The 21,697-nt window shown below is 71.3% G+C and carries 18 protein-coding genes; 15 read left to right on the forward strand and 3 right to left on the reverse strand.

Annotation, left to right across the window (positions count from 1 at the left end):
- From ACZ4YL_RS05085 to galE, 6 genes are all read left to right on the forward strand, one after another.
- Nucleotides 1-3,375: Rne/Rng family ribonuclease (locus ACZ4YL_RS05085; RefSeq protein ID WP_468113827.1), on the forward strand; the 3,375-nt coding region annotated here is incomplete at its 5' end.
- 283 nt (nucleotides 3,376-3,658) lie between these two features.
- Nucleotides 3,659-3,979, forward strand: a complete 321-nt coding sequence (gene rplU / locus ACZ4YL_RS05090) for a 50S ribosomal protein L21 (protein ID WP_030013082.1) — start codon at nucleotides 3,659-3,661, stop codon at nucleotides 3,977-3,979.
- Nucleotides 3,980-3,992: 13 nt separating this feature from the next.
- Entirely contained in the window at nucleotides 3,993-4,247 is a 255-nt protein-coding gene (rpmA, locus tag ACZ4YL_RS05095) for a 50S ribosomal protein L27 (RefSeq protein WP_112446573.1), read from the forward strand.
- A gap of 169 nt (nucleotides 4,248-4,416) precedes the next feature.
- Nucleotides 4,417-5,862, forward strand: coding sequence for a GTPase ObgE (gene obgE / locus ACZ4YL_RS05100; RefSeq protein WP_468113829.1), 1,446 nt, complete (start codon nucleotides 4,417-4,419; stop codon nucleotides 5,860-5,862).
- A gap of 70 nt (nucleotides 5,863-5,932) precedes the next feature.
- A complete protein-coding gene (locus tag ACZ4YL_RS05105) occupies nucleotides 5,933-7,549 on the forward strand; it encodes a glycosyltransferase family 2 protein (RefSeq protein WP_468113831.1) in 1,617 nt (538 codons plus the stop codon).
- An 83-nt stretch (nucleotides 7,550-7,632) separates the two neighbouring features.
- Complete coding sequence (galE, locus tag ACZ4YL_RS05110; RefSeq protein WP_468113832.1) at nucleotides 7,633-8,646, forward strand: UDP-glucose 4-epimerase GalE; 1,014 nt, start codon at nucleotides 7,633-7,635, stop codon at nucleotides 8,644-8,646.
- Nucleotides 8,647-8,742: 96 nt separating this feature from the next.
- Here the strand turns inward: galE and ACZ4YL_RS05115 are convergent, their stop codons facing one another.
- Nucleotides 8,743-9,915: a glycosyltransferase gene (locus tag ACZ4YL_RS05115; RefSeq protein WP_468113834.1), complete on the reverse strand. Its 1,173-nt coding sequence runs from the start codon at nucleotides 9,913-9,915 to the stop codon at nucleotides 8,743-8,745.
- On the reverse strand, nucleotides 9,912-12,791 hold the full coding sequence (locus ACZ4YL_RS05120; RefSeq protein WP_468113835.1) for a bifunctional glycosyltransferase/CDP-glycerol:glycerophosphate glycerophosphotransferase: 2,880 nt from the start codon (nucleotides 12,789-12,791) through the stop codon (nucleotides 9,912-9,914). The genes ACZ4YL_RS05115 and ACZ4YL_RS05120 overlap by 4 nt, the downstream gene beginning before the upstream one ends.
- Nucleotides 12,792-12,974: 183 nt before the next feature.
- On the opposite strand from ACZ4YL_RS05120, the gene ACZ4YL_RS05125 reads away from it, so the two are divergent.
- The 7 genes from ACZ4YL_RS05125 to ACZ4YL_RS05155 all read left to right on the forward strand — a co-directional run bounded on the left by ACZ4YL_RS05125 (nucleotide 12,975) and on the right by ACZ4YL_RS05155 (nucleotide 19,671).
- The gene (locus tag ACZ4YL_RS05125) at nucleotides 12,975-13,976 is read left to right on the forward strand and encodes a glycosyltransferase family 2 protein (RefSeq protein ID WP_468113836.1); all 1,002 of its coding nucleotides are present in this window, start codon (nucleotides 12,975-12,977) and stop codon (nucleotides 13,974-13,976) included.
- Nucleotides 13,973-14,404: a GtrA family protein gene (locus ACZ4YL_RS05130; RefSeq protein WP_301371200.1), complete on the forward strand. Its 432-nt coding sequence runs from the start codon at nucleotides 13,973-13,975 to the stop codon at nucleotides 14,402-14,404. The genes ACZ4YL_RS05125 and ACZ4YL_RS05130 overlap by 4 nt, the downstream gene beginning before the upstream one ends.
- 91 nt (nucleotides 14,405-14,495) lie before the next feature.
- Nucleotides 14,496-15,623, forward strand: a complete 1,128-nt coding sequence (gene proB / locus ACZ4YL_RS05135) for a glutamate 5-kinase (RefSeq protein ID WP_468113839.1) — start codon at nucleotides 14,496-14,498, stop codon at nucleotides 15,621-15,623.
- A gap of 34 nt (nucleotides 15,624-15,657) precedes the next feature.
- Complete coding sequence (locus ACZ4YL_RS05140) at nucleotides 15,658-16,125, forward strand: hypothetical protein (protein ID WP_030715718.1); 468 nt, start codon at nucleotides 15,658-15,660, stop codon at nucleotides 16,123-16,125.
- Nucleotides 16,126-16,442: 317 nt separating this feature from the next.
- Nucleotides 16,443-17,738: a glutamate-5-semialdehyde dehydrogenase gene (locus ACZ4YL_RS05145; protein WP_468113841.1), complete on the forward strand. Its 1,296-nt coding sequence runs from the start codon at nucleotides 16,443-16,445 to the stop codon at nucleotides 17,736-17,738.
- Nucleotides 17,739-17,815: 77 nt separating this feature from the next.
- Nucleotides 17,816-18,367, forward strand: a complete 552-nt coding sequence (locus tag ACZ4YL_RS05150) for an SCO2584 family spore wall biosynthesis protein (protein ID WP_314244815.1) — start codon at nucleotides 17,816-17,818, stop codon at nucleotides 18,365-18,367.
- Nucleotides 18,368-18,435: 68 nt separating this feature from the next.
- The gene (locus ACZ4YL_RS05155; protein ID WP_468113843.1) at nucleotides 18,436-19,671 is read left to right on the forward strand and encodes an SCO2583 family membrane protein; all 1,236 of its coding nucleotides are present in this window, start codon (nucleotides 18,436-18,438) and stop codon (nucleotides 19,669-19,671) included.
- On the opposite strand, the gene ACZ4YL_RS05160 is transcribed toward ACZ4YL_RS05155, so the two are convergent.
- Nucleotides 19,655-20,725, reverse strand: a complete 1,071-nt coding sequence (locus ACZ4YL_RS05160) for a M48 family metallopeptidase (RefSeq protein WP_468113845.1) — start codon at nucleotides 20,723-20,725, stop codon at nucleotides 19,655-19,657. The genes ACZ4YL_RS05155 and ACZ4YL_RS05160 overlap by 17 nt on opposite strands.
- Before the next feature lie 140 nt (nucleotides 20,726-20,865).
- On the opposite strand from ACZ4YL_RS05160, the gene ACZ4YL_RS05165 reads away from it, so the two are divergent.
- Together ACZ4YL_RS05165 and nadD are read left to right on the forward strand one after the other, a co-directional pair.
- Nucleotides 20,866-21,033 (forward strand): hypothetical protein, encoded by a 168-nt coding sequence (locus tag ACZ4YL_RS05165; RefSeq protein WP_202201594.1) that lies wholly within the window; start codon nucleotides 20,866-20,868, stop codon nucleotides 21,031-21,033.
- 46 nt (nucleotides 21,034-21,079) lie between these two features.
- Nucleotides 21,080-21,697, forward strand: coding sequence for a nicotinate-nucleotide adenylyltransferase (gene nadD / locus ACZ4YL_RS05170; RefSeq protein WP_328790472.1), 618 nt, complete (start codon nucleotides 21,080-21,082; stop codon nucleotides 21,695-21,697).

A 21,697-nucleotide genomic window follows, 5' to 3' on the forward strand; every position in this document is an offset into this window, starting at 1 on the left:
GTGGTCGAGGCTCCGGCCGCCGTGGCCGAGGCTCCCGCCGCCGTGGCCGAGGAGGAGGCCCCGGCCGCCCCCGCTCCGCGTGCCCGTCGCCGTGCCACCCGCGCCGTCGCGGCTCCGGCCGCCGAGGCCGCTGCCGAGGCCCCCGCCGCCGAGCCCGCGCCCGTCGTGGAGGAGGCCCCCAAGGCCGCCCGCGCCGTGACCGTCGCCGACGCCGTGGACTCGCCCAAGCGCGGCGGCCGCCGCCGCGCCACCCGCTCCGCCGCTCCGGCCGCCGCCCCGCAGCCCGTCGCCGAGAGCGCCGAGCCCGCCGCCCCGGCCCGCGCCCGCCGCGCCGCGCGTCCCGCCGTCGCCGTCTTCCAGGCCCCGGTCTTCGCCGAGCCGATGTTCCAGACCCCCGAGACCGCTGCCATGGCCGCCGCGGCCGCTCGCGCCGCCGCCCCGGCCGAAGAGGTCGAGGAGGAAGAGGAGACCGAGTTCGAGGCCGAGGTCACCGCGGCCCCCGTCGCGCAGCCCGCCGGCCGCCGCCGTCGCCGTGGGCGCGGCGCCGCCGAGTCCGCTCCGGTCGCCGAGTCCGCCCCGGTCTCCCTTCCCGAGGTGCTCGCGGAGGAGGAGCCGGAGGCCGAGGCCGCCGAGCTCGACGAGGAGTCCGGCGAGTTCGAAGAGGGCGACGAGTCGGGCGAGCGCCCGTCGCGCCGCCGCCGTCGCGGTGGCCGTCGCCGCCGTCGCGGTGAGGCCGCCGACCTCGACGAGTCCGCCGAGGACGAAGCCGAGGCCGCCGAGCAGGACACCGCCGAGCGGGACGCCGAGGAGGAAGAGGACGAGGAGGCCGACGAGGCCCTGGGCTCCAGCTCCAGCCGTCGTCGCCGCCGTCGCCGTCGCCGCAGTGGCGAGGGCCCTGCCGAGGCAGCCGAAGCGGGCGACGAGGACGGAGTGCGTACCGTCGTCAAGGTCCGCGAGCCGCGCCCCGCGCGCGAGAAGGCCGAGTCCTCCAACGAGGTCCAGTCCATCAAGGGCTCGACCCGCCTGGAGGCGAAGAAGCAGCGCCGCCGCGAAGGCCGCGAGCAGGGCCGCCGCCGCGTGCCGATCATCACCGAGGCCGAGTTCCTGGCCCGCCGTGAGGCCGTCGAGCGCGTCATGGTCGTCCGCCAGGCCGGCGAGCGCACCCAGATCGGCGTCCTTGAGGACAACGTGCTCGTCGAGCACTACGTCAACAAGGAAGAGGCCACCTCGTACGTCGGCAACGTCTACCTGGGCAAGGTCCAGAACGTGCTGCCGTCGATGGAGGCCGCCTTCATCGACATCGGCAAGGGCCGCAACGCCGTCCTGTACGCCGGTGAGGTCAACTTCGAGGCGCTCGGCATGGCCAACGGCCCGCGCCGCATCGAGTCCGCCCTCAAGTCCGGCCAGTCGGTCCTGGTGCAGGTCACCAAGGACCCGATCGGCCACAAGGGCGCCCGCCTGACCAGCCAGGTCTCGCTGCCCGGCCGCTACCTGGTCTACGTGCCCGAGGGCTCGATGACCGGCATCAGCCGCAAGCTGCCCGACACCGAGCGCGCGCGTCTGAAGACCATCCTCAAGAAGATCGTCCCCGAGGACGCGGGCGTCATCGTGCGCACCGCCGCCGAGGGAGCGAGCGAGGACGAGCTGCGCCGCGACGTCGAGCGTCTGCAGGCCCAGTGGGAGGACATCCAGAAGAAGTCGAAGCAGATCTCGACCTCTTCGCCGAGCCTGCTGTACGGCGAGCCGGACATGACCGTCCGTGTCGTGCGCGACATCTTCAACGAGGACTTCTCGAAGGTCATCGTCAGCGGCGACGGCGCCTGGGAGACCATCCACGGCTACGTGAACCACGTGGCTCCGGACCTGGCCGACCGGCTGTCCCGCTGGACCTCCGAGGTCGACGTCTTCGCGACGTACCGGATCGACGAGCAGCTCGCCAAGGCGCTCGACCGCAAGGTGTGGCTGCCTTCGGGCGGCTCGCTTGTGATCGACAAGACCGAGGCGATGATCGTCATCGACGTCAACACCGGCAAGTTCACCGGTCAGGGCGGCAACCTCGAAGAGACCGTCACCAGGAACAACCTGGAGGCGGCCGAGGAGATCGTGCGCCAGCTGCGGCTGCGCGACCTGGGCGGCATCGTCGTCATCGACTTCATCGACATGGTCCTGGAGTCCAACCGCGACCTGGTCCTGCGGCGCATGCTGGAGTGCCTGGGCCGCGACCGTACGAAGCACCAGGTGGCCGAGGTCACCTCGCTGGGCCTGGTCCAGATGACCCGCAAGCGGGTGGGCCAGGGTCTGCTGGAGTCCTTCTCCGAGACCTGCGTCCACTGCAACGGCCGCGGTGTCATCGTCCACATGGAGACCCCGACCGTGATCGGCGGCGGTGGCAACGGCAAGCGCTCCAAGCGCCGCGGTGGCCGCACCGAGTTCGACCAGCACGACCACGAGGTCGAGACGGTCGACACGGAGGGCTTTGAGTCCGAGGCGGAGGTGGCTGCCGAGGCCGCCGCGCCGCGCGCCCTGCCCGAGCCGGAGTTCGTCGCGGACGAGGAGCTCTACAGCAGCCCGGCCGAGGCCGAGGCCGCCGCGGGCATCAGCAGCCGCCGCAACCGGCGCCGTGCCACCCGTAAGGCCACCGCTCCGGCGGGCGCCCCGCGCGGTGCGGCCGCTCCGGTCGAGGCCCCGGCCCCCGTGGCCGTGGACGAGCCGGTGACCGAGCCGGCCGAGACGGTGCTGGAGCCGGCTCCGGAGTTCGTCGCCGAGACCGCTCCGGTCGTCGAGACCGCCGAGGTCGTGGAGGCAGCCGCGGAGGCCGCGCCGAAGGGCCGGACCCGTCGCCGCGCGACCCGTAAGGCCACCGCCCCGGCGGGTGCCCCGGCCCCCGCGGCCGAGGTGGCCCCGGAGCCGGAGCCGGTCGTCGTGCCGGAGCCCGAGCCCGTCGTCGAGCCCGAGCCCGAGGTCGCCGTCGTCGCCGAGGTCGAGGAGGCCCCCGTCGTGGAGGCCGCTCCGGCCCGTCCGCGTCGCCGTGCCACCCGTAAGGCCACCGCACCCGCCGGTTCCCCGGCAGGCTCGGCAGCGGCCGCCGTGGTGGTCGTCGAGGCCGCCCCGGTGACCGAGACCGCAGCGCCGGCCGAGGAAGCCGCACCGGTGGTCGAGGAGGCCGCACCGGCCAAGAAGGCCGCCAAGAAGGCTCCGGCCAAGAAGGCGACCGCGGCGAAGAAGGCCCCGGCCAAGAAGGCGGCGGCCGCCAAGAAGACCGTGGCCAAGAAGGCGGCCACGACCAAGAAGACCGCGGTGAAGCGGGCGACGAAGAAGACCGCGGCGGCGGAGCAGCAGACGCTCCCGTCCGTCTCGGCTCCGACCGAAGCCTGATCCACCGCTGAGTGACACCGCGTCCGTGGGCCCCGCCGAGTGGCGGGGCCCACGGACGTAGGGGCCCGGTTTGACCCTCCGGAACCGGCCCCGTAACCTAGACCGTCGGCGTGTCTTAGAGAACGCCGCGCTCCTGAGCACCTTCCTCACGTTCCGTACGCGCAAGCGTCGTGCGAGAGAGGCCGCTCGTCCAATCCGGATCCGTGCGGTTCCGCCTTCTTGGCGGGGCTTGCCTGAGCGGCTGGCTTCAGGAGCATCCGTCCCGAGTGAGAGAGAGATCCGCGTGTACGCCATCGTGCGCAGCGGTGGTCGCCAGCACAAGGTTGCTGTCGGCGACATCGTTGAGGTTGACAAGATTTCCACTGCCAAGGTTGGCGACACGGTCGAGCTCTCGACCCTGCTCGTTGTCGACGGCGAAGCCGTGACCAGCGACCCGTGGGTCCTGGCCGGCATCAAGGTCACGGCCGAGGTTGTGGACCACCACAAGGGCGCCAAGATCGACATCCTGCGCTACAAGAACAAGACCGGCTACCGCCGTCGCCAGGGTCACCGCCAGCAGTACACGGCGATCAAGGTCACCGGTATCCCCGCGGCTGCGAAGTAAGAGGGACTGAGACATGGCACACAAGAAGGGCGCATCGTCCACCCGGAACGGGCGCGACTCCAATGCCCAGCGGCTCGGCGTGAAGCGCTTCGGCGGTCAGGTCGTTTCCGCTGGTGAGATCCTCGTCCGCCAGCGCGGCACCCACTTCCACCCGGGCTCGGGTGTCGGTCGTGGTGGCGACGACACGCTGTTCGCGCTGCTGGCCGGTTCGGTCCAGTTCGGCACGCACCGTGGCCGCAAGGTCGTCAACATCGTTCCGGCCGCCTGATCCAGCTTCGGCTGATCGAGCGTTCGTAACTTCCCGAGGGCGGATCTCAGCTCTTTCCGGCGCAAGCCGGGAAGAGAGGTCCGCCCTCGGCGCGTTGTCATACAGACCACGTTTTAATGGGCAGCAAGGCCTGCCCGGGACATTCCCGTATGTATCTGGAGGAACACCCATGACCACCTTCGTGGACCGCGTCGAGCTGCACGTCGCCGCGGGTAACGGGGGCCACGGCTGCGCCTCCGTTCACCGGGAGAAGTTCAAGCCGCTCGGCGGCCCCGACGGCGGAAACGGCGGCCGTGGCGGCGACGTCATCCTGGTGGTGGAGCAGGCGATCACCACCCTGCTGGACTACCACCACAGCCCCCACCGCAAGGCCACCAACGGCCAGCCCGGCGCGGGCGACAACCGCTCCGGCAAGGACGGTACGGACCTGATCCTGCCCGTCCCGGACGGCACCGTCGTCCTCGACAAGGAGGGCAACGTCCTCGCCGACCTCGTCGGCCAGGGCACCACCTACGTCGCCGCCGAGGGCGGCCGCGGGGGCCTCGGCAACGCCGCGCTCTCCTCCGCCCGCCGCAAGGCGCCCGGCTTCGCGCTCCTCGGCGTCCCCGGCACCACCGGCGAGATCGTCCTGGAGCTCAAGACCGTCGCCGACGTGGCGCTGGTCGGCTTCCCGAGCGCCGGCAAGTCCTCGCTGATCTCGGTGCTGTCCGCCGCCAAGCCGAAGATCGCGGACTACCCCTTCACCACCCTCGTCCCGAACCTGGGCGTCGTCACGGCCGGCTCGACCGTCTACACGATCGCCGACGTCCCGGGCCTGATCCCGGGCGCTAGCCAGGGCAAGGGCCTCGGCCTGGAGTTCCTGCGTCACGTCGAGCGCTGCTCGGTGCTGGTGCACGTGCTGGACACCGCCACGCTGGAGTCCGACCGCGACCCGCTCGCCGACCTCGACGCCATCGAGAACGAGCTCAAGCTCTACGGCGGCGGCCTGGAGAAGCGCCCGCGCCTCGTCGTCCTGAACAAGGTCGACATCCCGGACGGCCAGGAGCTCGCCGAGATGGTCCGCCCCGACCTGGAAGCGCGCGGCTACAAGGTCTTCGAGGTCTCCGCGGTAGCCCGTACGGGCCTCAAGGAGCTGTCCTACTTCCTCGCCGAGGTCATCGCCAAGGCCCGCGCCCGCAAGCCGAAGGAGGAGGCGACCCGCATCGTCATCCGCCCGAAGGCCGTGGACGACTCCGGCTTCACCATCACCTACGACGAGGTCGAGGACGTCTACAACGTCCGCGGCGAGAAGCCCGAGCGCTGGGTCCGCCAGACCGACTTCAACAACGACGAGGCCGTGGGCTACCTCGCCGACCGCCTCAACCGCCTCGGTGTCGAGGAGGCGCTGAAGAAGGCGGGCGCCCGCGCCGGTGACGGCGTCGCGATCGGCTCCGACGAGAACTCGGTCGTCTTCGACTGGGAGCCGACCATGATGGCCGGCGCCGAGATGCTGGGCCGCCGCGGCGAGGACCACCGTCTGGACGCCCCGCGTCCGGCCACCACCCGCCGCAAGGACAAGGAAGCCAAGCGCGGGGACTCGGCGCAGCAGGAGTACGACGAATTCAAGCCGTTCTGACCCCCTCCCGAGGGACATGTGCCCGGAAGGCTTGAAGGCGCCTTTATGTCGGTCGCCTAGGATCTTCCGGGTGAACAGCAGCAACCTCCCCACGGTTTCCGTCGTGGTCATCGCGTACAACGACGCCGGGCTCGTGGGCGAGGCCGTTTCCTCGGCCCTCGCCCAGGGCCCGGTGGTCGCCGAGGTCATCGCGGTGAACGACGCCTCGTCCGACGGCACCGCGCGGGTGCTGGACGACCTGGCGGCCGTCCACCCCCGCCTCAAGGTCGTGCATCGGACGGAGAACAGCGGGGGGTGCGGTACCCCGCGCAACGACGGGATCACGGCAGCTTCCGGCCGGTACGTCCTCTTCCTCGACAGCGACGACGTGCTGCCGCCGGGGGCCGCCGACGCCCTGGTGCGCACCGCCGAGGAGCACCGCGCCCCGGTCACCGTGGGCGCGGCGGTACGGCGCGAGCTGCCCCAGCACCACGACATTCCGTGGATGCCCGGCCTGCACACACCGGGCGAGGTGATCGAGCGGCCGGTGGACCGGCCCGAGCTCGTCCGCGACACCCTCTGCGTCAACAAGCTGTACGAGCGCGCCTTCCTCCAGGAAAACGGCCTGCGCTTCCCCGACGGCCGGTTCATCTACGAGGACTTCGTCTTCACCGCCCGCGTGCTCGCCGCGGGCCCCCGCATCGCCGTCACCGGCGACCTCGTCTACGTCTGGCACGTGCGCCGCAGCGCCGCCCAGGTGTCGATCTCCCTGGACCGCAAGGACGTCGGGAACTGGCGCTCCCGCATCGAGGCCCACCGCACGGCCGCCGGGATCCTCGCCGAGGCCTCCCCGGTGCTGGGCAGCGCCTGCCGGGTGAAGTTCCTGGAGTACGACCTGCGCATGTACCTGCGCGAGCTCGGCCGGGACCCCGAGTACCAGGCCGCCTGGTGGACCCTGACCCGCGAGTACATCGACACCTTCCCCGAGGCCGACATCGAGTCCGCGGCGGCCCACGCCCGCTGGATCGTCTCCGTGCTGCGGGCCACCGCGACCCCGCCCGCGGATGTCGAGCGGCTCACCCGGCTGGCCGCCGAACCGCCGCGGCTGCTGCCCCCGTACGCGACCGGTCCCACCGGGGTTCCGGTGTGGAGCGAGGAGCTCCCGGTCGAGCTGGCGGGTCTGCCCGTGCTGCCGGTCGGCGAGCTGCCCGTCACCGTCGACGCCGAACCGGCCGGCCGCGCCGCCGTCCGGATCCACCTGCACGACCTGTACGGGCGCCTCGCCGAGGCCGGGCCCGTCACCGCGCAGCTGAGTTTCCTGCCCCGTGCGGGCGGCGAGGCGGTCCTCGCGCAGCCGGTCGAGCTGCAGCCCGACCGCAGCGGCGGCTGGACCGCCGTACTGCCGTTCCGCCTCGCCGACCTGGCCGTCACGGGCCGCCGCCAGGGGCTGCGCAGGATGCAGGCGTGGAACGTCGGGGTGGGCGTGCGGTGTGCCGACGGGAGCTCGGTGTTCACCTCCTTGCGCCCCCGGGGCCGACTGCTTCGCCGTCGGGCGCTGCCCAGCAGCCGGTACGGTGTTCTGCTGGCGCAGCCCTACCGGACGGGGGCCGGCGCCCTCGCCCTGCGCCTCGCGCCCGGCGCCGAGGGCGCGCTGTACCTCGTACGCAACCGCCTCCACCGGGCCCGGGCGGGCCGTGGGGCGGGCTGAGGCCCCGTAGCCGGGCCGCGCCCGGAGACCTGCACAACGCCGCGCTCTTCATCCCGAAGTCGGACAGGACCAAGGAGACACACATGACGTTTCTGATCACCGGTGGCGCCGGATACATCGGCGCGCACGTCGTCCGCGCGATGCGGCTCGCGGGGGAGGAGGTCGTCGTCTTCGACGACCTCTCCACGGGTGACGAGGACCGCGTACCGGAAGGCGTCCCGCTGGTGGTCGGCTCCGTCCTCGACCGGCTGGTCGTGGAGGAGGTCATCCGCAAGCACAAGATCACCGGCGTGGTGCACCTGGCGGGCAAGAAGCAGGTCGGCGAGTCCGTCGAGAAGCCGATGTACTACTACCACGAGAACGTGCAGGGCCTGTCGGTCCTGCTCCAGGCCGTGGCCGACGCGGGCATCCGCAACTTCCTCTTCTCCTCCTCCGCCTCCGTCTACGGCATGCCCGACGTGGACCTGGTCACCGAGGACACCCCGTGCAAGCCGCTGAGCCCCTACGGCGAGACCAAGCTGGCCGGAGAGTGGCTGGTGCGCGCCGCGGGCCGGGCGCACGGCATCTCCACCGCCTGCCTGCGCTACTTCAACGTGGCGGGCGCCGCGACCCCCGAGCTGGCCGACACCGGCGTCTTCAACCTGGTCCCGATGGTCTTCGAGCGCTACGACGCCGGCCAGGGCGCCAAGATCTTCGGTGACGACTACCCGACCCCGGACGGCACCTGCATCCGCGACTACATCCACGTCGAGGACCTCGCGGAGGCCCACGTGGCGGCCGCCCGCAAGCTCGCCGAGTGGGCCGCGGCCGGCGACTACAAGGACCTCACCGTCAACATCGGGCGCGGCGAGGGCGTCTCCGTCGCCGAGATGGTCGAGCTCCTGAACAAGAACACCGGGCACGACATCGCCCCCGTGATCAGCCCGCGCCGCCCCGGCGACCCGGCGAAGGTCGTGGCCTCGGCTGACAAGATCACCGGGGAGCTGGGCTGGAAGGCCCGGCACGACGTCCGTGAGATGGTCACCTCCGCCTGGGCGGGCTGGGAGGCCAACAAGGTGGCCCGCAAGGACGCCCACCGGGACGTCCACAAGGCCTGACCGGCCGGAGACGAACCGCATGTGCCGTAAATGAAGCAGCCCGCCCCGGGAGTGTCCGGGGCGGGCTGCTTCACATGGGTGCCGTGGAGGGTGCGGTCAGCGCTCCAGGAAGGAGAACAGCTTTTCCCACCGGTCGGTGATCTCGGGGCTGGAGTAGCGCTGCACCGCGTGGAAGGCGTTGTCCCCGAGCCGGTCGCGCAGCTCACGGTCGGACATCAGCTCGCGCAGGTGCCCGGCCAGCTCCATCGTGTTGCCCAGCCGGGCCAGCAGCCCGTCCTCGCCGTGCTCGACGATCTCCCGTACGCCCGGCGCGCAGTCGAAGGCGGCCGGCGGCACGCCCGCCGCCATCGCCTCCAGCAGCGTGATCGGGAAGCCCTCGGCCCGTGAGGCCTGGGCGAAGACCGAAGCTCCGCGCAGGGCGCCCAGCACGTCGTCGGTGCTTCCCATCCACTCCACGGAGTCGTCCAGGCCCAGCGAGGTGCAGTGCGCCTTCAGCGTTGCCTCCTCCGCGCCCGCCCCGTAGATCCGCAGGGTCCAGTCGGGGTGGTGCGGGGCGACGTCCGCCCAGGTGTCGAGCAGCAGGTCGACGCCCTTCTCGAAGGCGAGGCGGCCGACGCACGCCACGACCTTCTCCGTGCGCGGCGCGGGGGAGTCGGGCATGAAGGGCAGCGGGTTCGGCATGCTCCCCACGTTCTCCATGCCCGCCCGGATCCACAGGTCCGCGTCCTCGGCGGTCAGCACCAGCAGCCGGTCGACCTGCGGGTAGAAGCGGCGGACCCGCTCCCCGCGGGTGGACTTCTGGCTGGCCTCGAACGACTCGTGGCTCATCCCGATGACGGTGAGCCCCTTGGTGTCGGCGAGCGCCACCCACTCCATCGCCCAGACCTGGGTGACGATGACGACACCGCCCGGACGGGCTGCCCGCAGCAGTTCGCTCAGCTGCTCGGCCTTGACCCGCATCTGCGCACGCCGGGCCGCCTGGCGGCGCCGCTCGGGCGCGTTCAGCCGGCCCTTGATCCCGCGCAGTCGGCGGGCCGACGGCGGGTGCGCGTCGTAGAGGGTGGTCATCTCGTACGGCAGGCCCTGCGGCAGCTTCTGCCGGATGTCGTCGGCGACCGGGGCGATGCCCACGATGTGCACCCGGTGGCCGCGGTCGGTGAACTGCCGGGCCATCTGGTGCGACCAGGTGGTCACGCCGCCGATCTCGTCCACGTTGTTGGAGACGATGAAGATGTCACGGCCGCCCGGGGTGGCGGTCTGCTGGCTCACTTGCCGCTCCTGGTGAAGAACTTCTCTACGATCTGGCGGGCCGCGTCCCCGCGGTCGTACTCGCCGAACTCGGCGAGGAACCGCTGCCGCGCCTGGGCGTACTTCACGTCCGCCTCCTCGAAGGCGGCGAGCGCCTGCAGCAGTTCGTCCGCCGTGGCCACCACCGGGCCCGGGGCCTTCTCCTTCAGGTCGAAGTACGTGCCGCGGATGTCCGTCGCGTACTTCTCGTAGTCGTACGCGAAGAACAGCATCGGCCGGTCCAGGACCGCGTAGTCGAACATCACGGACGAGTAGTCGGTGATCAGACCGTCGGCGAGGGCCAGCAGCGGGGTGATGTCGTGGTGCCGGGACACGTCGACGACGCGGCCCGCGACGGACGGCGGCAGCGAGACGCTGTTGAGGTAGTGGGTCCGCACCAGCAGCGTGAAGCGGTCGCCGAGCCGGTCCGCGAACTCCTCCACGTCGAAGGGGAAGGTGAAGCCCTCCACCGCGCCGTCCGCGCCCGCCCGGAAGGTCGGCGCGTACAGCAGCACCTTCTTGTCCGGGTCGATGCCGAGCTCGCCCGCGAGCGGCCCGCGTACCCGCTCACCGCTGTGCGACTCGGTCCGGTGCGCCTCGACGAGGGCGTCGTTGCGCGGGTAGCCCGTGCGCAGCAGCACCTCGTCACGCAGCCGGAAGCCCTTGGCGAGGGTGCGGGTGTCGTGCTCGGAGCGGATCAGGAAGTGGTCGAAGCGGTCGACGGCCGCCTGGAAACGGGCCTGGCCGGCCCGGCCCTGCGCCTTGGTCCGGGGCTCGTGGAAGCCCATCCGCTTGAGCGCCGAGCCGTGCCAGGTCTGGATGTACGTGGTCCCCGGGCGCTTGGCCAGCGCCAGCGGGAAGCCCTGGTTGTCGACCCAGTACTCGGCCTGGGCGAGTGCGCGCAGGTACGGCCAGCTCCAGCGCCTGACCAGGGTGGCCTCCTTGGGGAAGCCGGTGGGCTTGGCGCCCGCGTACGACCAGATCGCCTCGAACGGCGCGCCCTGGCGGACCAGCTCCTCGTAGATCGCCTTCGGGCTGTCGCTGTACTGCTTGCCCATGTGGCTCTCGAAGACGACCGTGCCCTTCTTGATCGGCAGCTTCGAGAAGACCTCGTGGTAGATCTTCACCTTCTGCTCGCCGGAGCCGATGTTGCGGCGGGCCCGCAGTGCCTTGCGCAGGCCCCGCTTGACCACGCCGGCCGCCTTGCCCTGTATGGCGTTGTTGATCAGCGACTGGGTGCGGACGGCGGCGGCGCCCTCGGCGCTCAGCACGTAGCTGAGGTTGCCCTTCTTGGTCATCTCCGGCCCGAAGCGGTCGGAGACCAGCCGGGTCAGGCGCGGGCGCACGCGCAGCCGGGCCGCCGACTCCAGGTCGACCCCGCCGATCGCGACACGGGTGGTGATCCGTTCGCCGCCCGCGGTCAGCTTGAGTCGGACGTCCCAGACGGCGTCGATGATGCCGAGCGGGCGGACCGTGCTCGCGACGTCGGCGGTGCCGGTCCACTCGATCGTGTCACCGGCGTGGCGGACGGTTTCCACCGGGAAGCTGAAGGAGCGCACGCCGATCTGCCGGCGGGCCCGGAATTCGAGCGTGGCCTTCAGCTCCGCGTCGGCCGGGATGCGGCCCAGCGGGTTCACGACGGAGCCGGACATGGTGACCGTGCCGCGGCCGTCGTCCTCGTAGGAGGTGAGCCGGTTGCCCAGGGTGAGGGAGGTGAGCGGCGTGGTGTGGAAGGCCTGCTCGGTGACGTCCAGTATCCGGCGGGCCTCGGCGCCGTCGGGACCGTCGATGTGCTGCGCACACCAGTAGACGCGGCCGTCACGCTCGGCGAGCGGGGAGGTGAGCCGGCCCTTGTTGGTCATGGCGTCGGCGGCTGGGAGCAGGTTGTCCCAGTCCTCCTTGCCCAGCAGGTAGGCGCAGATCGCCTGGAGGTACGTGACGTTCTCGTACGCGGCCGGGTCGATCCCCGCGAGGTAGCCGTTGGCGAGGCGGGCGAACTCCTGGCGGTACTCGTCGCTCAGCAGCGGCAGGTCGCGCAGGTGCAGCACGAGGTCGTGCTTGAGGAACTTGGCGTCCTTCGCGGACTTGATGTCCGTGTGGCCCTTTTCGGCCAGCAGGCGGTCGACGCGGCGGTGGATCTCCATCCGGTGGACGAAGTTCGCGATCTCGTGGCGCCGGTTGCTGATCGACAGGGCCGCGGCCTTCTCGACCACGTTCCAGAAGTAGACGTGGTTCGGGATCAGCGTGATGCGGCGGGCGGCCACGTAGGCCTGCGCGGAGAACAGCAGGTCCTCGTAGTGGATGCCGACCGGGAACTCCAGGCCCTGCTCCAGCAGGAACGCGCGCCGGTAGCACTTGTTCGTGGAGAGGGTGTCGTAGACCAGCAGGTCGGGGTACTCGGTGATCGATTCCAGGGTGCGGGTGCGCGAGTAGATCCAGGGGTACCACTCGGTGGTCTTGCCCCACCGGTTGTCGAGGTGCACGCGTACGCACATGCCCGCGACCAGGTCGGAGCCGGTCCGCTCGGCGGCGTCGAGCATGTTCCGGCAGGCGTTGCGCTCCAGCACGTCGTCGCTGTCGAGGAACATCACGTACGTTCCGGTGGCCTGCTGGATGCCGTGGTTGCGCGGCGCACCGCAGCCGCCGCTGTTCTCCGGCAGCTGGAACGCGCGCACCCTTCCCGGATGCGAGGATTCCAGTTCCTGGGCGACCGCGTACGAGCGGTCCTTGCTGCAGTCGTCGACGATCACGACTTCGACGCTGTGCAGGGTCTGGTCCAGAACCGACCGGACTGCTGTCGGCAGACGCTCTGCGTCGTTGTAGACGATGACGACCACGGAGACGTCGGGCACGTGCACCTCGATCCCTTCGTTTCGTTACGTTCAGCTGATTCCGCTTATCTCGTCCACGCTACCGTGTGCCGCCCTCGACTCCCGCAGCCCGACTCTCGTCCGACCCTCGCCGTGCATACTTCTAAGGAAGAGGTGAGAGGCGGGTCCGGCCGCCGACAATCACCCGTTCGGATCCAGCAGGAAGTGTTCATGACGAAGCTGTCCGTAGTTGTCCCCTGCTTCAACGAAGAAGCCGTCATCGACAGCTTCGATGTGGAGATCCGAAGGGTTCTGGACGCCCTCCCCGTCGAGTACGAGGTCTGCTACGTCGACGACGGAAGCCGCGACGGCACCCTCGACAAGCTCCGGAAGATCGCAGCCGAACACGGCGAGCAGACCCGCTATGTCTCCTTCAGCCGGAACTTCGGCAAGGAGGCCGGCATGCTCGCCGGCCTGCGCGAGGCCACGGGCGACGCCGTAGTGATCATGGATGCGGACCTCCAGCACCCGCCGGAGCTCATCGCGACCATGCTGGAGCACTACCGGCAGGGACACGACCAGATCATCGCCCGCCGCACGCGCGAGGGCGACAAGAAGCTCCGCTCCGCCCTCAGCAGCCTCTACTACCGGGGCGTCAACCGCTGGGTCGACGTGGAGCTCACCGACGGCGTCGGCGACTTCCGCATGCTCTCGCGCCCGGCCGTGGACGCATTGCTGTCGCTGCCGGAGTACAACCGCTTCTCCAAGGGACTGTTCTCCTGGATCGGCTTCGACACCGTCCACTTCGACTACCGCAACGCGCAGCGCGAGGCCGGCGAGACGAAGTGGAAGTTCGGCGCCCTGCTGAACTACGGCATGGACGGCCTGATCTCCTTCAACAACAAGCCACTGCGGATCGGAATCTGGTTCGGCGTGTCGCTGGTCGCCCTGACCGGTCTGTACGCCCTGTGGATCACGATCATGGCGATCACCAACGGCGTCGAGTCCCCGGGGTACGTCACCCTCGTGGCCATCATCACCGGCCTCGGCGGCGTACAGTTGATCATGCTGGGCCTGATCGGCGAGTACATCGGCCGCATCTACTACGAGGCCAAGCGCAGGCCGCACTTCCTGGTGAAGGAATCGCACGGAGCAGAGCCGCTCCCGCGGACCGATGACCGGCCGGCGGCCCCGGTCGCAGAGCCTACGATCGTGGAGCGCAGCGCCCGATGAGCCGCAAGGACCAGCTCGGCCAGGTGTTCCGATTCGCCCTCGTGGGCGGGGTCAACACCGGCACCTTCTTCGTCATCTACCTGCTCCTGCACCCGTGGATGCCGTACTTCGCCGCCTACTCGCTCGCCTTCGTCCTGGCGATGGTCGGCTCGTTCTTCATGAACACCTACTTCACCTACCGGACCCGGCCGACCTGGAAGAAGTTCTTCCTCTTCCCGCTGACGAACATCACCAACTTCGTCATCCAGTCGGTCGGCCTGTACGCGCTGGTGACCTGGGCCGGGATGGACACCCGGATCGCCCCGCTGGTCGCGGCGGTCGTGGCCATCCCGTTCACCTTCCTGCTCTCCCGCAAGATCCTCGTCCCCGGTGCCGCCCGCGCCGAGGAGGCCGCTCCCGTGGAGGCGGGGTCCTCGTCCAGGGTCTGAAACCCCCGAGCAGCCCCGCGCGCCCACCCCGTAGATTGAGACGGCAGGCATCTCGGCAACAGGCATTTCGGCAAGGGGCAAGGGGACAGACGTGTCAGCGGCTAGGCAAGGTGTCGTGGACGCCCGCAGGATCGTGGTCAAGGTCGGCTCCTCCTCCCTGACCACCGCGGCCGGCGGACTCGACGCCGACCGGGTGGACGCGCTCGTCGACGTCCTCGCCAAGGCCCGCAGCGGAGGCGAGAAGGAGATCGTCCTCGTCTCCAGCGGAGCCATCGCCGCCGGACTCTCCCCGCTGGGCCTGCGCCGCAGGCCCAAGGACCTGGCCCGGCAGCAGGCCGCCGCGAGCGTCGGCCAGGGCCTGCTCGTCGCCCGCTACACCGCCTCCTTCGCCCGGTACGGCGTCCGCGTCGGCCAGGTGCTCCTCACCACCGACGACACCAGCCGCCGCGCCCACTACCGCAACGCCTACCGCACCCTCGACCAGCTGCTCGCCATGGGCGCCCTCCCCGTCGTCAACGAGAACGACACCGTCGCCACGGACGAGATCCGCTTCGGCGACAACGACCGGCTGGCGGCCCTCGTCGCCCACCTCGTCCGCGCCGACCTCCTCGTCCTCCTCTCGGACGTGGACGGCCTCTACGACGGCGACCCGTCCCAGCCCGGCACCACGCGCATCGAAGAGGTCCGCGGGCCCGAGGACATTGCGCACGTCTCCATCGGCAGCGCCGGCAAGGCGGGCGTGGGCACCGGCGGCATGGTCACCAAGGTCGAGGCGGCCCGGATCGCGGCCGCCGCCGGGATCCCCGTGGTGCTGACCTCCGCGAGCCAGGCCGCCGACGCCCTCGCCGGACGGGGGACCGGCACGCTGTTCCACGCCACCGGGCGCCGCTCGGCGGACCGGCTGCTCTGGCTCCAGCACGCGTCGACCCCCCAGGGGCACCTGGTCCTGGACGACGGCGCCGTCCGCGCGGTCACCGAACGCGGCAGCTCGCTGCTGCCCGCCGGGATCGCGGCGGTCGAGGGCGACTTCGTCGCCGGGGACCCGGTGGAACTGCGCGCCGCGGACGGCCGCGCCGTGGCCCGGGGCCTGGTCAACTTCGACGCCAAGGAGCTCCCGCAGCTCCTAGGCCGGTCCACTCGCGAGCTCGCGCGGGAACTCGGACCCGCGTACGAGCGGGAGGTCGTCCACCGGGACGATCTGGTCCTGCTGGAGAGCTGAGGTTCGGTAAAAGCGGAGCGCGGCGGCCCGTGGACTGGTCAACTGTGAGGGGCGGGCGGACCCGCGTGGCGGAGACAGGAGGCGGCTGGTGAGACGAGCGCTGACCAGCGTCGGCACGGGGGACGGTGACGGCGGCGGTGGCGGGGAGGAGCAGGATCACGCATCGCGCCTGTGGCACGTGACCCTGAGCGTCTCCGGCAAGCCGGCCCCGCTGTCCGAGGTCCGGCGCGGGCTGGAGCAACTGGCCCACGACCATCCCTTCCTGCTGACCAGCCGGTACGCCGACGACCACGCGGAGATCCGCTACTGGGAAGAGGCCCGGGACCTCCACGACGCGGCGGCCGTCGCCCTGCGCCTGTGGGGCGAGCACCGCTCCTCGGCGAAGCTCCCGCCCTGGGAGATCGTCGGCCTGGAGGTCATCGACCGCGCCACCTACCACCAGCGCGTGGCGGAGGGCTACGGCCCGCCCCCGGCCCACCCGGTGGGCGTCCACCCGTACTAGCCCCGGCCCCGCCAGGGACATCCAGCCCCTCCGGGACCATCCAGCCCGTCCGGGACCACCCACCCCCTCCGGCGTTTGAGGAGCGGGGTCCGGGGCGGAGCCCCGGGTCTTCCAGCCCGTCCGGCGCTTGAGGGCCGGGGTCCGGGCGGAGCCCGGCTGGGGGTCCCCCCGGACGGAGTCTGGGGGACGGCGAAAGGGCGGGGCGGGGAGACGGCTCCGCGCAGCGGCCCCGCACCCACCCCGCGACCCGGCCGGAGGCCGTCTCGTGGGGTGGAACCCCAGCGGCGGGGTACCGGCAGGGGATTACCCTGGGCGGCATGACCTCGCTCGATGCCGCCACCGCGACCGCCACCGCCACCTCGCCCGTCCTCGCCACCGCGCAGCGGTCCCGCACCGCCGCCGCGGCCATCGCCCCACTCCCGCGGTCCGCCAAGGACACCGCCCTGCTGGCGATCGCGGACGCGCTGGAGGCCCGTACGGCCGAGATCATCGCCGCCAACGCCGTGGACACGGACAAGGCCCGCGCCGCCGGCACCAGCGAGACCGTCATCGACCGCCTCACCCTCACCGCCGAGCGCGTCGCCGCCATCGCCTCCGACGTCCGCGACGTCGCCGCCCTCCCGGACCCCGTCGGCGAGGTCGTCCGCGGCAACACCCTTCCCAACGGCATCGACCTCCGGCAGATCCGCGTCCCGCTCGGCGTCGTCGGCATCATCTACGAGGCCCGCCCCAACGTCACCGTCGACGCCGCCGCCCTCTGTCTCAAGTCCGGCAACGCGGTCCTCCTGCGCGGCAGTTCCTCCGCCTACTCCTCCAACACCGCACTCGTCGCCATCCTGCGGGACGCCGTCGAGAGCGCCGGCCTGCCCGCCGACGCGATCCAGCTCGTCCCCGGCGAGTCCCGCGACTCCGTCCGCGAGCTGATGCGCGCCCGCGGCCTCGTCGACGTGCTCATCCCGCGGGGCGGCGCCTCCCTCATCAAGACCGTGGTCGAGGAATCCACCGTCCCGGTCATCGAGACCGGTACCGGCAACTGCCACGTCTACGTCGACGCCCAGGCCGACCTGGACATGGCGGTGGCCATCCTCATCAACTCCAAGGCCCAGCGCCCCTCCGTCTGCAACTCCGCCGAGACCCTCCTCGTCCACCGCGACATCGCCGACGCCTTCCTGCCGCGTGCCCTCGACGCGCTCGCCGACGCCGGCGTCACCGTGCACGGCGACGCCCGGGTCCTCGCCGCCGCCGAGGGCGGCAAGGTCACCGCCCTGCCCGCCACGGACGAGGACTGGGCCGCCGAGTACCTGTCCTACGACATCGCCGCCGGAGTCGTGGACTCCCTCGACGACGCCGTCACCCACATCCGCCGCTGGACCTCCGGCCACACCGAGGCGATCGTCACCACCTCGCAGGCCGCCGCGCGCCGCTTCACCCAGCTGGTCGACTCGACCACGGTCGCCGTGAATGCATCCACTCGGTTCACGGACGGTGGCCAGTTCGGCTTCGGCGCGGAGATCGGCATCTCCACCCAGAAGCTGCACGCCAGGGGCCCGATGGGGCTTCCCGAACTGACCTCCACCAAGTACATCGTCACCGGCGACGGTCACGTTCGGTAGTTATGCCCTGAGCGCGGCGTGGCCGGATTTCGGCGTACACCCTGCCCAAGGAGGCCCCCCAGGTCTAGGCTGGTCCTGTGCCGGACGACGTGGGGGGCAAGCCGTTCCCGGACGACGGGGAGCCCGACGACGACCGCGGAGGCGCGGAGTACGACTTCGCCTCCGTGGTGTTCGACGAGGACTTCGTCCGGAACGCCGAGATCCGTGAACCGAGCGCCGCCGAGCGCCAGCGGGCGGCCGACCGAGCACGCGCGGAGGCCGAAGCCGCCCGTGCCGTGGCCGGCGGCTGGACGGGCGACGACGACTACGACAGCTACGGATACGGCCACCCCGACGGGTACGACGACGACCACGGCTGGGACCACGACGGCGGCCACGGATACCCCTACGGCCCGTACGGGGCCTACGGCGGCAGCCTGCGTCCCTACCGCGGCCGCGCACCGTGGCTGCGCCCCGTCGCCTGGGTGCTCGCCTTCGTGATGGGCCTCGGCATGGTCGCGCTCGCCTTCAGCGCCGTGTACCGCAGCGCCTCGGGTGAGGCGGACCCCGCTCCGGCGCCCGCCAGTACCCCCAGGGGCGAAGTCACCGGCGTCGGCGCGTTTACGTACCCCTCCGTTCGCCAACCCTGAAGGTACGACCCCACTCGCATACGCCGGAGCTGGGGGCTTCTCTGAAGCGGGGACAGCGGGGAGAAGCGATGGCCGTGCCAGGAGATCCACCCAACAGCACCCCCGAGGGCATGGGCGGGGGCGACGACGACTTCCGCTCGGACGACTTCCGCTCGGACGACTTCCGGTCGGACGACTTCCGGTCGGACGAGTACCGGTCGGACGAGTACCGGTCGGTGGTGTTCGACGAGGACTTCGTCCGCGCTGCCCGGCTTCAGGAGTACTCCGCGCAGGAACGCATGGGCGAACACGCCCGCGCGGTGCGCAGCCGATCCATCTGGTCCGGCGGCGGCTCCGCGTCCCGGACCAGCACCCCCGGCCGGGGCGCACGGCAGGGCATGCTGCTCGTGCTGCTCATCGCCACGGCCTTCGCCGTCGCCGTCTACATGGGGCTGCGCAACCCCTACGTGCCCCCGTCCGGGGGACCGGCCCAGGCGCTCGGCAGCACCGTGATCCCGCTCGCGCCGACCGCGCACGTGCCCGGCGGGCGCCCCGCCGAGCTGTTTGCGAAGAGCCCCGCCGCCGACTACCGGGTCGGAGCGGCCGGCATCACCCTGCCCGCCGTGCGCCGCACGCACCACTTCACCGACGCCCAGGTCGTCGCCGCGCTGTCCATCGCCAAGGACTACCTGGTGCAGTCCTCGATGGACCCCGACATCCTCGCCGGAGCGGCCTCCCGCCCGGTGCGCGTCCTGCTCGACCCCGACCAGCTGGCGCAGTTCGACCGCAGCATGACCTCGCCCTCCGGTGACGGCCGCCACGCGGCCACCGGCTGGCTGGTCCGCTTCGACCAGGCCACCGCCGTCGTGGCCGACTCCCGGGTCCGGGTGAGCGGCACGCTCGCCTTCGAGGAGGTGGCCCCCGACATGCTGGAGGTCACCACCGACCACACCTTCGTCTACGCCGTACGGCCCGCCACCGGATCCCCCGCCGCGGCCGACGGCGCCTCGCTCTTCACCGTCCGGCGCGAGCTGCGGCTGCGCTTCGACCGGGAGGACCTGACGACCCGGCGGCTGGAGCTGGCCTCGGCCTATGTGATGGCCGGGCCGCAGGACTGCTCCGCCGACCCGGCCGGGGCCTTCCGCCCGCTCCTGGCCGGAGCCGGCCCGACCACGGTGGGCCCGGCCGCCAGCGACCCGTACGCCAGCGGCCAGCCGCGGCGCACGGCCGGGCTGTGCGGGGTCCTGGCCTCGCCAACGACCCCGGCCGTCACCTCGCCCGCGACACCGCCCCCGCCGGCCGCTCCCGTCAGCCCTGCTCCGTAGCCCCGCCCTTGTCCTGCGGCGCAGTGCCGGCTCCGGCGCCCGTGAACTTGTCGCGGAGCTTGCCGCCCAGGTCGCCCGCGCCGCCGGCGATGTCGCCCACCAGCTTCATCAGCGGGTCCTTGCTGGTGCGCACCGAGTCGGCGTAGTGCGCGGCGGACTGCCGGAAGGAGTCGGTCACCGAGGTGTCCTTGTCCTCGTCCCGCCGCGGGTAGTGGCCGTCCATGATCCGCTGGTGGTCGCGGCTCTCCGCCCACTTCTTCAGCTCGGCCGCCCGCACCGTGGTGAAGGGGTGCGTCCGGGGCAGCAGATTCAGGATCTTCAGCACGGAGTCGCGCAGATCGCCGCTCGACTCGTACTCCTCGGCCTGGGCCAGGAAGGCGTCCACGTTCATCTCGTGGAGGTGGTTGCCGCCCGCGATCTTCATCAGCCCCCGCATCGAGGCCTGCACGTCCTGTCCCACCAGCAGCCCGGCCCGGTCGGCCGAGAGCTCCGACTTGCGGAACCACTCCCGCAGCGCGGTCACGATCGTCATGATCGCCACATTGCCCAGCGGGATCCACGCGATCTTCAGGGCCAGGTTGGTCAGGAACAGCAGGATCGTGCGGTAGACGGCGTGCCCCGACAGCGCGTGGCCCACCTCGTGGCCCACCACCGCACGCATCTCCTCCTCGTCGAGCAGCTCGACGAGGCCCGTGGTCACCACGATGATCGGCTCGTCCAGCCCGATGCACATGGCGTTGGGGTTCGGGTCCTGCTGCACGTACATCTGCGGGACCTTCTCCAGGTCCAGGATGTAGCAGGCGTCGCGCAGCATCGCGTGCAGGTGCGGGAACTGCGCCTCGCCCACCCGCACCGACTCCGACAGGAACAGCAGCCTCAGGCTCCGCTCCGGAAGCAGCCCGCTCAGGGCCTTGAACACCGTGTCGAAGCCGCTCAGCTTGCGCAGTGCCACCAGTGCGGAGCGGTCCGCCGGATGCTCGTACGCCCGCGACGAGATGCCGGGGAACCGCCTTCGGTCCCGCGCCGGTGCTTTCTCGAACCCTGTTTCCGTCATAGCGCCCTCCCCTGGATGAAACTGCTCGACCCTGCGTCTATCCTCTCCAACGCCTGAGTCGGCGTGAGCGTGCCCCAGGCCCCCGCATACGATGTGAGCGAAGTCTCCGCCCGCTCCCCGACTCGATAGGTATCTGCCTGATGAGCCTCTCCACCACCGCCCACAACCTGGTCGTCCTCGCCTCGGAGGGGGCCGAGCAGCACGGCGGCAACCACGACAGCCTGAACCCGTACCTGACCGGCGGCGGTGCCTTCCTGATCCTGATCCTGATGCTCTGGGTCACCACGCGCCTGAACCGCGACCGCTGAACCCGCCGAGAACGCCGCGTCCCCCGGGCCAGTAGGCTCTGCGCTCATGGGAGAGCAGGAGATGCCTACCGGTCCGGTCAAGCGCCGGCTCGGAGTGATGGGCGGGACATTCGACCCGATCCATCACGGACACCTGGTGGCCGCCAGCGAGGTGGCCGCCCTTTTCCACCTCGACGAGGTGATGTTCGTGCCGACCGGCGAGCCGTGGCAGAAGTCGCAGCGGGCCGTGTCGCCGGCCGAGGACCGCTACCTGATGACGGTCATCGCCACGGCCTCGAACCCGCAGTTCTCGGTGAGCCGCATCGACATCGACCGCGGCGGGCCGACGTACACCATCGACACCCTGCGCGACCTGAAGGCGCAGAACGACGATGCCGACCTGTTCTTCATCACCGGTGCCGACGCGCTCGCACAGATCCTGACCTGGCGCAACGCCGAAGAGCTCTTCTCGCTCTCCCACTTCATCGGAGTCACCCGGCCGGGCCACGTGCTCACCGACGACGGGCTCCCGAAAGGTGGCGTCTCCCTGGTGGAGGTGCCCGCGCTCGCGATCTCGTCCACCGACTGCCGTGCGAGGGTGGCTCAGGGGGACCCTGTCTGGTACCTGGTGCCGGACGGTGTCGTGCGTTACATCGACAAGCGTGAGCTGTACCGGGGAGCCTGA

This window comes from Streptomyces sp. NPDC030021, assembly GCF_055574035.1.